We start from the raw sequence: 14,737 nt of genomic DNA on the forward strand, positions 1-14,737 counted from the left end.
TTGAAAAAGAAAAACATTTTTACGATTCTTTTCTATTTCATTTTAGTCGCAGTATCCATTTTATCCATTATTTTTTATCCATCTATAAAAGATTTGGCCAATTCAAAAAAGAATAGGAACTTTGGATATCAATTTCAAGAAGATTTGATATATTTCATCGTTCAGGAAGCTATAAACCTGGATGAAAATTATCAGCCGCTAACATTTCCTGAAAACATAAATAAAGACTTAAAAAATGAAATTGAAGAAAGATTTTATACAGAAGTAAATAATTATTATTTATATAATAAAAATGATTCCAGTTTTTATTATTCTTTTAAAAATATAAAAACCAATCAGGAAGAATCCAATTTAAAAGAAAATTTCACAAATAAAAAAGAAAATTTGAATTTATATTTAACTTATACAAAAAAAGAGAATCAATGGGAATTGAACAGTAATTACCATGAATCCATGGAAGCACTATTTAAAGACATCTTTAATCAGTTTTTAGATAATAACTTATATGACATTGAAGATATATGGATGGAAGATGATGGAGAAACAATTCACTATCAAACAGATGAATATACGTATTCCTATAATACACTTTGTACACTCAATGTCCCTGAAAATATTGAAATTCATATAGAAGTTCCATTAAAAATTGATTCAACAAGTGTATTTTCAAATTACGATTTATATTATAAACAAGAAATATATATGCAATGTTTTGCGATTCTTTATTCCATTGTATTTATTATTTTATTGATATATATATTACTGGTTCCTATCAAATATTTAAAAGAAATCATTCCATTTAAGTGGATACAAAACATTCATTTTGAATTTTTATTCATTATATTGTGTATCAGTATACCATGTATGATCGCTGCCAATTTATATGTGGCCTTTTTTACGGCTTCAGGAACCATTGTGTCACAATTAAAACAAATCAACCAGATAAATTTAGAACCACTCCTTTATTTAGGAAACATTTGCATGTATTTTATTTCTTATTTATTAATTGCGATAGCCATATTTATCTGCAAACAAATTATTATACATCCAATTCAATATTTAAAAGAAAAATGCCTGATCACAAAATTGTATTATTGGATCAAAGGAAAAATATTAAATTTAAGTCGCATGGATTTATCCAGTTCATATGTTCTTCCTATATCCATTTTATGTTTGATAAATTTAATTTTAATGTGTATTTTTGGACTTTTAGAAGGATTTGGCTTTGTATTAGGATGTATTTACAGTCTTATTTTGTTCTATTTTGCGATGAAAAAAATTGATGAAATTAGAGTGGATTATAAAGCATTACTTGATGCGACAAATCAATTAAAAGAAGGAAACTTTAATAATAAAATGGATCAGGATGTTCATTTATTTAATTCCTTAAAAGATTCTATTAATGAAGTATATGATGGATTTGAATTAGCTGTTAAAGAAGAAGCTAAATCGCAAAATATGAAAGTGGAATTAATTTCCAATGTGTCACATGACTTAAAAACTCCATTAACTTGTATTAAAAACTATGTACTTCTTTTACAAGATGTAAATATAAAAGAAGAAACACGAAAAGAATATTTAGATAACTTAAATAAATATTGTGATCGATTGAATGTTTTAATGCAAGATTTATTACAGATTTCAAAAATTAATAGCGGAAACATAGAATTGGAAATACACCAACTCAATATTATTTCTTTATTAAATCAAGTTATTTTTGAAAATGAAGAAGCTTTAGAAGAAAAACATTTAGTCATCAAAAAGAATTTTGAAGACGACGAAATACTTTTAAATCTAGATAGCAATAAAACATATCGAATCTTTGAAAATTTATTAACAAATATCGCAAAATATTCTTTATCTTTTTCAAGAGTGTATTTAGATGTATTTGAAAATGAAGAAACCGTCCAAGTGATTTTTAAAAACATCTCACAAGATGAAATGAATTTTACACCAGAAGAAATTGAAGAACGATTTGTACGTGGAGATAAATCTCGACATGAAACAGGAAGTGGATTGGGGTTAGCCATTGTCAAGAGTTTTACAGAAATTCAAGGTGGAATTTTTACAATTGAAATTGAAGGCGATTTATTTAAAACTATTGTAACGTTTAAAAAATAAGCTACAATAAGGATATGAAAATAGTGAATTTAATCGAAAACACGAGTTCATATCCTTTTTTATGTGAACATGGTCTATCTTTTTATATTGAAACAAACAATCATAAGATTTTAGTGGATACAGGACAAAGTGATTTGTTTATAAAAAACGCACAAATATTAAATATTGATCTATCAAAGGTGGATTTAGTCTTTATCAGTCATGGTCATTATGACCATGCTGGAGGTTTACAATCCTTTTTAGAAATAAACCATACGGCAATAATTTACATTCATCAAGAAGCTAAAAAAGAATTTTATAGCTTGAAAAATGGAAAAGAAAAATATATTGGAATAAATCCGGTATTATGGAATCATCATCAAATTCGCTGGATTGATTCAAATATGAAGATTGATGAAATTGAAATATTTACCGATGTGATTCATGAATATTTCTGGCCGCAAAGTAATTTAAGACTCAAATATAAAGACCATCAAAAATTGCAGCAAGACGATTTTGCACATGAAATCTATATCGTGATTCATCAAAAACAAACCATTTTAATTTCTGGTTGTGCACACAATGGCATTGTCAATATTCTCAATACATTTCATAAAATATATAAAAAAGATCCAGACATCGTAATATCTGGATTCCATCTTATTCGCTCAAACTATGAATCACAGGACATACAAATGATTCAAGATATCGCAATAGAATTAAAGAAACATAAATGTATATATTATACAGGACATTGCACAGGTGATTTTGCGTATAAAATTCTAAAAAATCAACTTCAAAATCAAATTCATAAATTAGAAACAGGAAAAATAATAAATACGTCATCGGAATAAATCGATGGCGTATTTTTTTCTATTGTTCACTTACTTCATGTAAACGATGACCATATTCTGAATCATCGGCAAGTTTACGACTGTTTTCGTTGGCATATTTTTTAATTAAGGCACTGGATTTTGTGATTGGCTGTAAAGTACCAGCTCCAGCAACACATCCACCAGGACAAGCCATACCTTCTAATAAATATCCATTTAAACGACCGGCTTTGGCCATCATCAACATGGAACGACAGTTCTTTAATCCTTCAGCGGCTTGCACTTTAACATCCAATTCAGGATGTTGTTTGTTGATTAAATCCTTTACGGCTTTGGCAACTCCACCACTCACCGCAAATCCACGAGCTGTATTGGATCCTTCTAATAATGGATCACTTCCTTCAATATTTGTTAAGTCAATGTTTTTTGCATTGAACATACCCATGACTTCTTCAAAAGTTAAAACAAAATCAATGTCAGAACGAATGGAACGACGACTGGCTTCTAGTTTCTTAGCAGCACATGGTCCAATGAATACAACTTTTGCATTTGGTTTATCTTTTTTAATCAATCGACCTGTTAAAACCATTGGTGTAAGTGCCATGGAAATATAAGGTGCAAATTGTGGGAAGTTTTTCTTAGCCATAACAGACCATGCAGGACAACAGCTTGTTGCCATAAATGGTTGTTTTTCAGGTACTTTTTGTAAGAAGTCTTCGGCTTCTTCAATTGTACATAAATCGGCTCCAATCGCAACTTCAACAACATCCGCAAAACCTAATTGTTTCAATGCGGATTTAACTTTGTCTGGTGTTACTTTAGGTCCAAATTGACCCACAAAAGCAGGGGCAATGGCAGCAATTACTTCATATCCTTCTTTCATTGCATAAATAGTCTGGAAAATTTGTCCTTTATCAACAATGGCGCCAAATGGACAATTGACTAAACACTGACCACAGCTTACACATTTATCATAATTGATGACAGCTTTTCCTTCTTCATCAGAACTGATGGCATCCATTCCACAGCTGGCAGCACATGGACGTTCAATTTTAGTAATCGCATTATATGGACAGGCATCCATACAACGACCACATTTAATACATTTTTCCTGATCCACAAAACTTCGTCCATTGACAATATGGATCGCATCTCTTGGACATACTTCTGTACATTGATGAGATAAACATCCCTGGCATGCGTTTGTCACAAAAATTTGTTTTTCAGGACAAGCATTGCAGGCAAATTTAATGATATTGATCAATGGATCGTCATAATATTTTTTCGCAATTGTACTTTCTTCAATTCCATCTGAAATTTTTCCATATTCTCCGTGTTCACGAATTGGAAGCCCCATTCCTAAACGCAATCTCTCACCGATAATAGCTCTTTCTAAGAAAATGCTATTCCGATAAGTAGCTTTTGTTCCAGGTAGAATTTCATAAGGGATTTCTTCAATTCGTCTTGCGTAATCTGTATCATCTGAGTACGCCATTTGAGCAATGGCAGTAAATATTTTTCTACGAATATCAGTGACCGAATTATATACTCCTCTAGGCATAATACATCTCCTTTTTTTAACATTTAAATTATACAGATAAAATATTTAATTTAAAAGTCTTTTGGTAAAAATTTCACAAATTTATAGAAATTTAGTATACTATTTATATGAAAGAAATCACAATTCAAAAAAATGATGCCAATCAAAGACTGGATAAATTTCTTCAAAAAAGTTTTCCATTTCTTTCAAAGGCAATGATGTATAAAGCCATTCGAAATAAGAAAATTAAAATTAATCGAAAACGATGTGAATTTAATCAAATATTACAAGAAAACGATCAAATTTTATTATTTCTTCCAGATGATTGCCTCATTCAAAAAGAAAGAAACATTGAAAAAGAAAAACCACTTTCTATTGTTTATGAAGACAATAATTATTTGATTGTTAATAAAGAATATGGACTATTATCCCAAAGTGATCAGAAAGGAAATCAAGATTGCCTGGTTTCTCGTATTCAAAGCTATTTATTCTATAAAAATGAATACAACCCAGAACAAGAAAACAGTTTTGCCCCTGCTATTTGTAATCGATTGGATCGAAATACTACTGGTTTAGTCATTGCGGCAAAAAACGCAAAATCATTAAAAGAAATGAATGAACAAATTGCTTGTGGAAACGTTCATAAATTTTATCGAGCCAGAGTGGATGGAAAATTAAAAGGAAAAGGAAAAATTCATTTATATATAAAAAAAGAAGGAACCAAAGCTTTGGCTTGTAAACAAAAAAAAGAAGGTTATAAAGAAGCTCTTCTTTATTATCAGGTGATACAGGAATTTGAAAATGAAACGATTGTAAATATTGAACTAAAAACAGGACGCTTTCATCAAATACGTGTTTCTTTTTCCAGTATTGGACATCCTTTAATTGGAGACACAAAATACGGATATAAGGGAAAAAAGAAAAAGATAGAACTCAAGGCGTATCAACTTATATTTGATAAATTATACTTACCCAATATACAAATTGAGTAAGTTTTTTTGATTTTGTAATGAATAAATAAGAATTGATTTCTATAATAGAAGTATGAAATTATTACTTTTATTTTTGGCAATCCATTATTTAAAATATCAATCCTTTCATTCTATTTTCATTGATTTCATGATTCTGAATATTTTATCTTTCTTTAACATTCCATTTTTGATTTCAATTTTCCTTTACTGTTTATGTCTACAAGACTATTACACCTATCATATATCTAAAATCTGGATTCCATTTTCAATTCTATTTCTTATTCATTTTCATAAGCTATATTTTCTAAATGCCATTCTTTTTTCGTTTCCATGTTTTTTAATGTATCTAAAAAAAGGAATGGGAAGTGCAGATGTTTGTTTTATTTTTTTGTTTGCTCTTTGTTTAGGCTATCAAAGAATGATGGTGGCATTCTTTATTTCGATATTTTGTGGATTTATTTTTTATGCTTTCAAACAAAAATTAATTCCTTTTTGTTCTTGTCTGGCTATAGGTGTATTTATTGCCCTGTGGAAAGGGTATACCATTTTCTATTTCTTTATGTGAAATCGATCATCTAAAGGTACTTGAATATCAATGGGAATCGAAAATAAAGGATGCATAAAAGCCATGTGTGTATTCTCAAGCAATAAGCCGTCTTGATTTTCAATATAACCATAAACAGGATCATTAACAATGGGATATCCAAGCGTTTTTAGGTGCAAACGAATCTGATGTTTTCGACCTGTTTCAATTTGAATTTGACACAATGTATAATTTGAAAATGTTTTTAAGACATGAATATGAGAAATTGCTTTTTTTCCATTTTTATGTACAATCATTTCTTTTGAATTGTGACGATTACCAGAAATTGGATAATTCACTGTCTTATCTTTAAAATTCATTTTACCTTTGACAAGTGCATTATATTCTTTTAAACAAGAATGACTGGCAATCATTTCGTCTAACATCCCCTGGAAAAAAGGAAGCCTGGAAAATAAAACAATGCCAGAGCATTGAGTATCAATGCGATGAATGGCCTGGGCACTATGGGGATGATATTGACTTTTTAAATATGCATTTACACGATTTTGAAGATTATCAATATGAAATCCATCATCATGAACTAAAAGAAAAGGTGGTTTATAGACTGCAATTAATATTTGGTCTTCATATAAGATTTGAATGTCTTTATTTATTGATGGAAAATTTTCCTCAATAGAGAATTCAATAATACAAATGGTATTTTTGGGATAAAAATTTAACTTGGGTTTTATTGTATGTGTATTGAATTTCTTTTTTGAAATATGGAAAAAAGACAGTAAATCTTGAAAACTGCAATCTTTTTTTATTTGAAATGTAAATGAATAAGCATTTAAATCTAAAATTTCAATCATAGAATCATTTTATAAAAAAAACTGATATAATGGAACAAGTAAGGAGATTTTTTTATGATTAAAAATACGATTACATTAGTTGCGACTGATTTAGACGGAACTTTATTAAATGCCAATAAAGAAGTATCAGAAATGAATAAACAAGCTATTCGGGATTTAAAACAAAACGGAATCTTTTTTGGAATTGCTTCTGGAAGACCTGTAGAAACAATTTTAAAAACGATAGAAGACTGGGGCATGTCTAAAGATATTGGTTTTGTGATGGGAATGAATGGAGGCGCTATTTATGATTATCGTCTGCAACAAAAAGAAGAATTTTATTTATTAGATGGAAGCATTGTGATGGAAATCATGGATTTTTTTAAAGGCTATGATGTTATTTTCCAGGTATTGATTGGAGATGATCGCTATGTAAATAAATCAACGCCTGAAACCAGAGCTAATGCCAAATTATTTAAAGAAAATGAAATTGAATGTGATTTATATGAATTCCTTCAAAATCGTAAAATAAATAAATTAATATTAAATTTTGATCCTTCGTATCAAAAAGTAGTCGAACAAAGAGCCAAGGAATTTAAAAATCCAAATTGCACAGGATTTTTTACGGCAAATTATCTATTTGAATTTGTAGATCCTCATATTAATAAAGGATTTGGAATTCAAAAATTATGTGAACACTTTGGAACATCAAAAGAACACGTAGTAGCTTTTGGTGATGATTTAAACGATAAAGAAATGTTACTGGCTTCTGGATGTGGTGTTGCGATGAAAAACGCAAGAAATCGCATTAAAGAAATTGCAGACTATGTATCTGAATATACAAATGAAGAAAATGCCATTGCACATTTTGTATATGACTATATTTTAACGGAGGAACACCATGTCACAATGGGATGATATTTATTGTGGTTTATGCCAAACCATTTTGGAAAAAGGAATAGAAGTGGAAAATCGGACGGGAATCAATACGATTAAAATTCCCAGTGCCCATTTTCAATTGGATGTAGGAAAAGAATTTCCGATTCTGACAACGAAACAATTATTTATTCGCCAGGCAATTTTAGAAATGTTATGGATTTATCAAGCACAGTCTAATGATGTTTCATGGCTGCAGGAAAGAAATGTTCATATCTGGGATAAATGGGAAATTAATGAAAACGGGGATTGGCTGGATGAAAAAACAGGAAATGTTTTAAAACATTTTGATCCATCCTTTGCTCATACGATTGGAACAGCCTATGGTTTTATTGTGAAAGAATATCATTTAATGGATCGTCTCATTGAATCCATTCAAAAAGATAAAAACGATCGTCGCCGAGTTCTTTCTTTGTGGCAAGATGCGTATTTAGATACAGCTGTTTTGCCAAGTTGTGTATGGTCCAGTGAATGGGATGTAACAGGTGATACTTTAAATGTATGGGTTCATCAAAGAAGTTGTGATGTTCCTTTGGGGCTTCCATTTAATGTGACACAGTACGCTGTTTTATTAAAAATGATAGCACAAGTGACGAATTTAAAACCGGGTACTTTGGATTGGTCTATTAAAGATGCACATATTTATGTGAATCAAGTGGAAGGAATTAAAGAACAATTGTATCGTTATAAAACATTTGGTTCGTATCCAGCACCAGAATGCTGGATCAATCCAGAAATTACAGATTTCTATGCGTTTGATTCGTCTAAAGAATGTAAAGACGTAAAATTAATAGATTATCGTCATATGGGAAAAATTATTTTTCCATTGGCTCAATAGGAGAAATTATGAATTTAGTACAAATTGCAGCAATTGGAAAAAACTATGAACTAGGAAAAGACAATCAATTGATTTGGCATTTAAAAGAAGATATGAAATTTTTTCGGCAGCAAACAAAGGGACACATCATTGTGATGGGACGAAAAACTTTTGAATCATTGCCAGGTTTGCTTCCAAAACGGCATCATATTGTGATTTCTAGAACACATCCTTCTTTACCTGAAGAAGTGGAAGTCTTTGAAAGTATTGAATCTTTCCTGGAAACATATAAAGACTATTCTCAAGATATTTATGTAATCGGAGGTGCCCAAATTTATAAAGCGTTATTACCATATAGTTCTCGTTTATTATTAACAGAAATTGATGCATCTTTTGATGCAGATGCATTTTATCCAAGTTTTGATAAGAATCTATATATTCGAAAAGAACTAACTGATATCCAGGAAAATGGATTTCATTATCATCATGTTGAATATAGAAAAAAGGACAACTAAGTCCTTTTTTGTTTTATCTCATTTTTTTCACAATCACAAAAACAATTAATGCTAAGGCAATGGAAAATAGAAATGGAAACCATGAAACCGCAATGGGCAAGGATTTAACATTCATTCCATAAAATCCAAAAACCATATTAGGTACTTCCATTGAAATGGTAATAATCGTCAAATCTTTCATGGAAAAGTTTAAGTTATTGGCAATGATATTTGAAAAAGTATCCATTGTTCCATTTAAGACATCTTTATAAATATGACTCATTTCATTGGCTTGATCAATTTCAATTAAAACATCATCCAATAAATCATTTTCATCTTCATCTAATTTAAACTGCCGACAACGAAGAAGTTTTTTTAGTACAACTTCATCCGATTTTAAAGACGTCGAAAAATAAATTAAAGATTTTTCCAAAGCTAACATACTCAATAATTCTTCATTTTTCATTGTTTCACGTAAACGAGACGATAATTCAGTGGAATAATGATCAATTTGTTGTAGATATATTAAGTATTTCTGTGAAATTTTCAACATAAAATGAAGGAAAAACTGAACAGGTTTATTGGTATTCAGTCCTCGAATTTTTCCATTAATGATTTCATTGATTTCAGTGTTTTCAGATAAACTAATCGAAACTATATATTCATCGCAAATGACAATACCTAAAGGATATGTGTTATAAGTCGCATTTTCACTACGGACTAAGTGAGGACAATCCACAATAAACAACGTTTGATTAACATCGTCATCATAGTCAATATGGGCATTTTCAGAACGGTCTAAAGACGATTTCACAAATTCTTCTAAAATACCGATTTCACGAATCAATGTGAGTTTTTCTTTTCGATTTGGATCCACCACATTGATCCAGCAGCCTTTTTGAGGACCATCAATTTGAACAATATTTCGATTTTCTGTCATGTAGTATTCAATCATGGTTAAATTATATCATTTTTTTTTATTCGGGAAAGATTTCTTTTATTGATAATAAATTTTTCTGGTCAAATAGGATTTGTTTAAAAGCCTGTAAGTCTTCATAATTCACAAAATCAAATTCCGCACGATTTAACATCATTAAACTTTGTTGCAGAAAAGAACGAAGAGAAATCAAAGTATTAGAATTTGTTTTATTTTCATCAACGAATAAATAAATGGTTTCTTCATTCATCAATGGCTGAAGAAAAGAAAATAAAGTTGTTGTAGATACAGATGTATTTAACACATTCAATTCTTGATAAACTGGATATAAATATTGTCGACACAATATAAGAATGGCTTTTGTATAATATAAAACACAGCCACTGTAGTCTACTTCTAGTGTATCTTCATAATACATTTCAATATCACATGCCTGTTCAATTAAATCTAAGACAACGCAGTCCTTGTATTCTTCTTCATCAATATGTAAAAACTCATAAAACGTTATTTCTTCTTCCTGGTCTTTGGCCTCGTTCATATTGTTCATCATATTCTGGGCAAATTGATTTATTTCTTCTTTTTGATCATCATTTAAGTTGTCCATCATTGCTTTAATACGACCAAAATCAATGTCACTAAATTTCATAAGAATCTCCTTTTTGTGCTATAATTGATTCAATTTTAAATCGAAGAAAGAAGAGTGTAAAGAAATATGATTGGAACTATTGTGAATACATGTACCATTTTAATTGGAAGCCTGACTGGAAGTATTATTCGAAAAGGAATTAAAGACAAATATAAAGATGCTTTATTTTTGGCAATGGGATTAGCCGCAACGGGTCTAGGTATAAATGCCATTGTTCAAAATATGCCAAATAGTCAATATCCTGTATTGTTTATTGTTTCATTGGCGTTGGGAAGCCTGATTGGAACTATTTTAGATTTAGATGGAAAATTTCAAAAAGCTGTGAATCATTTTTCTTCTAAAGGAAAACTAGCCCAAGGTATATCAACAGGTGTTTTATTATTCTGTATTGGAACTTTATCAATTTTAGGACCTGTTAATGCGGCTTTGTATCAAGACTATACTTTTTTATTTACCAATGCTACATTGGATTTGGTAACTTCCTGTGTATTGGCTTCAGCATATGGAATTGGTATTTCGATTTGTGCTGGTGTTTTATTTTTATGGCAAGGTTCAATTTATACTTTGACACTTTTTTTAGGAAATTTTATCAGTTCTTCTTTGATGTGTGAAATCTCCATTGTCGGTGGCTTTTTAATTTTTTGTTCTGGATTATCAATTTTAGAAATAAAATCCATTAAAACATTAAATTTATTACCAAGTTTACTAATACCTGTTATTTTCTTTCTGTTTTTAGCACTTTTGTGTTGACAGTGCTAAAAACATTGCTATAATACAATTAGCACATGGATTACAAGAGTGCTAATGGGAGGTGTACATTATGAACTTTGAAAAAATGTCTGAAAAACTTCAACAAATCATTATGAATGCGATTAATCAAGCTAAAACTTATTCGCATACTAGTGTCGATACTATTGATTTATTGGAAGCAATTTTTAAAGATGATGTACTCGATGGATTGTTTTCAAAAGTATCAGTAGATAAACAAAGAGCTTTGCAAATCATTGCTCAGGAAAATCAAAGAATTGCGACGGGAAATGTATCCAATTTGAATTTTTCAAATGAAGTTGTTAAATCTTTTGATAAAGCAGAAAAATGGGCCAATGAACATCAAGAAACATATTTAAGTGTAGCTTCTCTTTGGTTGGCATTGATTTTTAATAAATCATATATTTCAAGACAGTTGGTGAAAGAATTTCATTTGAATGAATCTCAATGTCAGCAAGCGGAATTAGAAAGAAGAAATGGAAAAAAATATGATTCACCAAATGCAGAAGAAAATGTTGAAGCACTGAAAAAATATGGAAGAGATTTAGTGCAAGATGTGAAAGATGGAAAAATTGATCCTATCATTGGACGAGACGATGAAATTCGTCGTGTGATGCAGATTTTATCACGTAAAACCAAAAACAATCCAGTTCTAATTGGAGAACCAGGTGTTGGTAAAACAGCTGTTGTAGAAGGAATTGCCTGGCGAATTATGAAAGGGGATGTCCCTGAATCTTTAAAAGAAAAACAATTAATTGAATTGGATATGGGTTCTTTAATTGCCGGGGCCAAATATCGTGGTGAATTTGAGGAGCGATTAAAAGCAATTCTAGATGAAGTAAAAAATGCCAATGGTCAAATTATATTATTTATTGATGAAATTCATAACTTAGTTGGAGCTGGTAAAACAGAAGGATCAATGGATGCCGCAAATTTATTAAAACCAATGCTGGCACGTGGAGAACTTCATTGTATTGGTGCTACAACCTTTAATGAATATCGAAAATATATTGAAAAAGATGCTGCACTGGAAAGACGATTCCAGAAAGTACAGGTACAAGAACCATCGGTTGAAGATACTATCAGTATTTTACGAGGATTAAAATCTCGTTTCGAATCCTATCACGGTGTTCGTATTTTAGATGAATCATTGATTGCAGCGGCTACTTTATCCAATCGATATATCACCGATCGATTCCTTCCTGATAAAGCCATTGACTTAGTTGATGAAGCTTGTGCTACTTTGAAAGTGGAAATGGAAAGTATGCCACAGGAATTGGATGAATTATCTCGTCGTATTCTTCAACTACAAATTGAAAAAACGTCTTTATTAAAAGAAGAAGACAAAAAAGCTATTGAGCGTCGAGAAGAAATTGAAAATGAATTGGCTAAACTTCAATCTCAAAAAGATGAAATGCATTCGAAATGGGAAGACGAAAAAAATGAATTGGCTCATGCACAGGAATATAAACAAGAACTAGAAAGAGCTCGTTTGGAGTTAGAACAAGCACGTAATGATATGCGATATGAAGATGCAGCTCGTCTTCAATATGGTGTCATTCCAGATTTGGAACGTAAAATTGCATCTCAAAAAGAAAGAAAAGACGATGCTTTAATTCAGGAAACTGTAGATGAAGAAAGTATTGCCAAAATCGTGTCTCGCTGGACGGGTGTCGAAGTGACTCGTTTAGTGGAAGGGCAAAGAGAAAAATTATTGCGTCTTAAAGATGAATTAGGAAAACGAGTTGTCGGACAAAATCATGCTCTTGAATTAGTAACAGATGCAATTTTAAGATCTAAAGCACAGATTCAAGATGAAAATCGTCCAATTGGTGCCTTTATGTTTTTAGGACCAACGGGCGTTGGTAAAACAGAGGTGGCTAAAGCTTTAGCAGAACAATTATTTGATGATGAACGACACATTATTCGAATTGATATGTCGGAATATATGGAAAAACACAGTGTTTCTCGATTAATTGGAGCGCCTCCTGGTTATGTTGGATACGATGAAGGAGGACAACTAACAGAAGCTGTACGAAGAAATCCTTATAGTATTGTTTTGTTTGATGAAATTGAGAAAGCACACCCAGATGTTTTTAACACTCTTCTTCAAATTTTAGATGATGGTCGTATTACAGACTCTAAAGGGGTAACCGTTGATTTTAAGAATACAATTATTATCTTGACAAGTAATTTAGGATCACAATATGCTTTTGAACCAGGAAATCATTATGATGACTATATGAATGAAGTGAAACATTTCTTTAAACCAGAATTCATTAATCGTATTGATGAAATCATTGTCTTCAATGCTTTAGATTCTTCATCCTTTGAAAAGATTGCTAAGAAATTTATGAATCAATTAGCGCATCGATTACAAACAAGAGATGTTACTTTGCAAGTCAGTGATGCAGCTTACCAGCAAATTGCCAGTCAGGGAGTGGATCCAATTTATGGAGCACGTCCAATGAAACGATATATTCAAAAATATATTGAAACACCAATTGCTCATAAAATCATTGAAAAAGGATATGTAAAAGATTCTGTTATAAAAGTCGATTATGATTCGGATTATACATTTGATTGGGAATAAAAAGAGAATCAATTTATATTAGATTTAACAATTTAATTAAGCCGGCCTTAGAAGACCGGTTTTTTTCTTAACCTAGTTTGAAAATAAATATTAGTTTCAATAACGACTTGACGAAGATTAAATCTTATATATTTACCATACTAAGTAATTGTAATTAAGAAAAAAAGTAATTCTATAATGATGAATTTTCTTTGTCATTTTGTTTTCACAATTAACTATTTGTAAATAATAAATGAAATGATGTAAAAAATAACCGGATTTAGAATATTTTAATATGATAAGATGTATTTACCAAATAAGACAGAATAATATAAAAGCTGCGGAAATATTATACATCAAATCAATATTATAGGAGGATTTTTAAATGAATAAAAATACTACACAATGCCCGCGGCACACAAAGAACAGTATCTATCAGCTATCAAACGATTTAGACCCTTTGATGATACCTTTATGCGTATCCTGTTTAAAAACAACAAGAAATTATTAGAAAAGATATTGAATATAATCTTGTCTAGAGATGATATCCAAATTGAAAAGTATATTATTCAATATGATTTGAAACAAGCCAATTCGAAATCCATTATTTGTGATATTGTATTATTTGATACAGAAGGAAATATATACGATATCGAAGTGGAAAGAAGCATACAAAAAGCTTTACCAGAACGATTAAGATACTATGCTTCTATTCTGGATATTGAAAATGCCAAGAAGAATATGGACTA

14 protein-coding genes are annotated in these 14,737 nt (G+C 30.4%); 10 read left to right on the top strand and 4 right to left on the bottom strand.

Annotated elements, in window-relative coordinates; genetic code table 11:
• Together ACI32A_RS07935 and ACI32A_RS07940 are read left to right on the top strand one after the other, a co-directional pair.
• Nucleotides 1-2,121 carry a sensor histidine kinase gene (locus ACI32A_RS07935; RefSeq protein ID WP_439754511.1) on the top strand — a complete coding sequence of 707 codons (2,121 nt, stop codon included), beginning with the start codon at nt 1-3 and terminating at the stop codon, nt 2,119-2,121.
• 14 nt (nt 2,122-2,135) lie between these two features.
• Complete coding sequence (locus tag ACI32A_RS07940; RefSeq protein ID WP_439754512.1) at nt 2,136-2,954, top strand: MBL fold metallo-hydrolase; 819 nt, start codon at nt 2,136-2,138, stop codon at nt 2,952-2,954.
• A 19-nt stretch (nt 2,955-2,973) separates the two neighbouring features.
• Here the strand turns inward: ACI32A_RS07940 and ACI32A_RS07945 are convergent, their stop codons facing one another.
• A complete protein-coding gene (locus ACI32A_RS07945; protein ID WP_439754513.1) occupies nt 2,974-4,494 on the bottom strand; it encodes a 4Fe-4S dicluster domain-containing protein in 1,521 nt (506 codons plus the stop codon).
• A 107-nt stretch (nt 4,495-4,601) separates the two neighbouring features.
• Here ACI32A_RS07945 and ACI32A_RS07950 point away from each other — a divergent pair, with 107 nt between their 5' ends.
• Both ACI32A_RS07950 and ACI32A_RS07955 read left to right on the top strand, forming a co-directional pair.
• A complete protein-coding gene (locus ACI32A_RS07950; RefSeq protein WP_439754514.1) occupies nt 4,602-5,465 on the top strand; it encodes an RluA family pseudouridine synthase in 864 nt (287 codons plus the stop codon).
• Nucleotides 5,466-5,517: 52 nt separating this feature from the next.
• Entirely contained in the window at nt 5,518-6,009 is a 492-nt protein-coding gene (locus ACI32A_RS07955; RefSeq protein WP_439754515.1) for a prepilin peptidase, read from the top strand.
• On the opposite strand, the gene ACI32A_RS07960 is transcribed toward ACI32A_RS07955, so the two are convergent.
• On the bottom strand, nt 5,994-6,839 hold the full coding sequence (locus ACI32A_RS07960; protein ID WP_439754516.1) for an RluA family pseudouridine synthase: 846 nt from the start codon (nt 6,837-6,839) through the stop codon (nt 5,994-5,996). The two genes, ACI32A_RS07955 and ACI32A_RS07960, sit on opposite strands and share 16 nt — an antisense overlap.
• Nucleotides 6,840-6,893: 54 nt before the next feature.
• Between ACI32A_RS07960 and ACI32A_RS07965 the strand changes: the two genes are divergently transcribed.
• From ACI32A_RS07965 to ACI32A_RS07975, 3 genes are read left to right on the top strand one after another with little or no spacing between them, the layout of a single operon-like run.
• Nucleotides 6,894-7,736, top strand: coding sequence for an HAD family hydrolase (locus tag ACI32A_RS07965; RefSeq protein ID WP_439754517.1), 843 nt, complete (start codon nt 6,894-6,896; stop codon nt 7,734-7,736).
• Nucleotides 7,720-8,592 (top strand): thymidylate synthase, encoded by an 873-nt coding sequence (gene thyA, locus ACI32A_RS07970; protein ID WP_439754518.1) that lies wholly within the window; start codon nt 7,720-7,722, stop codon nt 8,590-8,592. Before ACI32A_RS07965 ends, thyA begins: the two co-directional genes overlap by 17 nt.
• A gap of 8 nt (nt 8,593-8,600) precedes the next feature.
• On the top strand, nt 8,601-9,086 hold the full coding sequence (locus tag ACI32A_RS07975) for a dihydrofolate reductase (protein ID WP_439754519.1): 486 nt from the start codon (nt 8,601-8,603) through the stop codon (nt 9,084-9,086).
• Between the two features lie 13 nt (nt 9,087-9,099).
• Here ACI32A_RS07975 and ACI32A_RS07980 read toward each other — a convergent pair whose 3' ends face one another.
• Together ACI32A_RS07980 and ACI32A_RS07985 are read right to left on the bottom strand one after the other, a co-directional pair.
• Entirely contained in the window at nt 9,100-10,020 is a 921-nt protein-coding gene (locus ACI32A_RS07980) for a magnesium transporter CorA family protein (protein ID WP_439754520.1), read from the bottom strand.
• A gap of 22 nt (nt 10,021-10,042) precedes the next feature.
• On the bottom strand, nt 10,043-10,648 hold the full coding sequence (locus ACI32A_RS07985) for a hypothetical protein (protein WP_439754521.1): 606 nt from the start codon (nt 10,646-10,648) through the stop codon (nt 10,043-10,045).
• Between the two features lie 66 nt (nt 10,649-10,714).
• Between ACI32A_RS07985 and ACI32A_RS07990 the strand changes: the two genes are divergently transcribed.
• The 3 genes from ACI32A_RS07990 to ACI32A_RS08000 all read left to right on the top strand — a co-directional run.
• Nucleotides 10,715-11,398, top strand: coding sequence for a DUF554 domain-containing protein (locus tag ACI32A_RS07990; RefSeq protein ID WP_439754522.1), 684 nt, complete (start codon nt 10,715-10,717; stop codon nt 11,396-11,398).
• Nucleotides 11,399-11,468: 70 nt separating this feature from the next.
• Nucleotides 11,469-14,009 carry an ATP-dependent Clp protease ATP-binding subunit gene (locus ACI32A_RS07995; protein ID WP_439754523.1) on the top strand — a complete coding sequence of 847 codons (2,541 nt, stop codon included), beginning with the start codon at nt 11,469-11,471 and terminating at the stop codon, nt 14,007-14,009.
• A gap of 453 nt (nt 14,010-14,462) precedes the next feature.
• Nucleotides 14,463-14,737, top strand: a 275-nt coding sequence (locus tag ACI32A_RS08000; RefSeq protein ID WP_439754524.1) for a PD-(D/E)XK nuclease family transposase, incomplete at its 3' end; no start/stop codon positions are given.

Source organism: Floccifex sp. (genome assembly GCF_051873555.1).
Taxonomy (GTDB): Bacteria; Bacillota_I; Bacilli_A; order Erysipelotrichales; family Erysipelotrichaceae; genus Floccifex.

Excerpts from the sequence above, each read along its gene's own strand:
- ACI32A_RS07940 (WP_439754512.1), top strand. The coding sequence starts at position 2,136 with ATGAAAATAGTGAATTTAATCGAAAACACGAGTTCATATCCTTTTTTA.
- ACI32A_RS07945 (WP_439754513.1), bottom strand. The coding sequence starts at position 4,494 with ATGCCTAGAGGAGTATATAATTCGGTCACTGATATTCGTAGAAAAATA.
- ACI32A_RS07950 (WP_439754514.1), top strand. The coding sequence starts at position 4,602 with ATGAAAGAAATCACAATTCAAAAAAATGATGCCAATCAAAGACTGGAT.
- ACI32A_RS07955 (WP_439754515.1), top strand. The coding sequence starts at position 5,518 with ATGAAATTATTACTTTTATTTTTGGCAATCCATTATTTAAAATATCAA.
- ACI32A_RS07960 (WP_439754516.1), bottom strand. The coding sequence starts at position 6,839 with ATGATTGAAATTTTAGATTTAAATGCTTATTCATTTACATTTCAAATA.
- ACI32A_RS07965 (WP_439754517.1), top strand. The coding sequence starts at position 6,894 with ATGATTAAAAATACGATTACATTAGTTGCGACTGATTTAGACGGAACT.
- thyA (WP_439754518.1), top strand. The coding sequence starts at position 7,720 with ATGTCACAATGGGATGATATTTATTGTGGTTTATGCCAAACCATTTTG.
- ACI32A_RS07975 (WP_439754519.1), top strand. The coding sequence starts at position 8,601 with ATGAATTTAGTACAAATTGCAGCAATTGGAAAAAACTATGAACTAGGA.
- ACI32A_RS07980 (WP_439754520.1), bottom strand. The coding sequence starts at position 10,020 with ATGATTGAATACTACATGACAGAAAATCGAAATATTGTTCAAATTGAT.
- ACI32A_RS07985 (WP_439754521.1), bottom strand. The coding sequence starts at position 10,648 with ATGAAATTTAGTGACATTGATTTTGGTCGTATTAAAGCAATGATGGAC.
- ACI32A_RS07990 (WP_439754522.1), top strand. The coding sequence starts at position 10,715 with ATGATTGGAACTATTGTGAATACATGTACCATTTTAATTGGAAGCCTG.
- ACI32A_RS07995 (WP_439754523.1), top strand. The coding sequence starts at position 11,469 with ATGAACTTTGAAAAAATGTCTGAAAAACTTCAACAAATCATTATGAAT.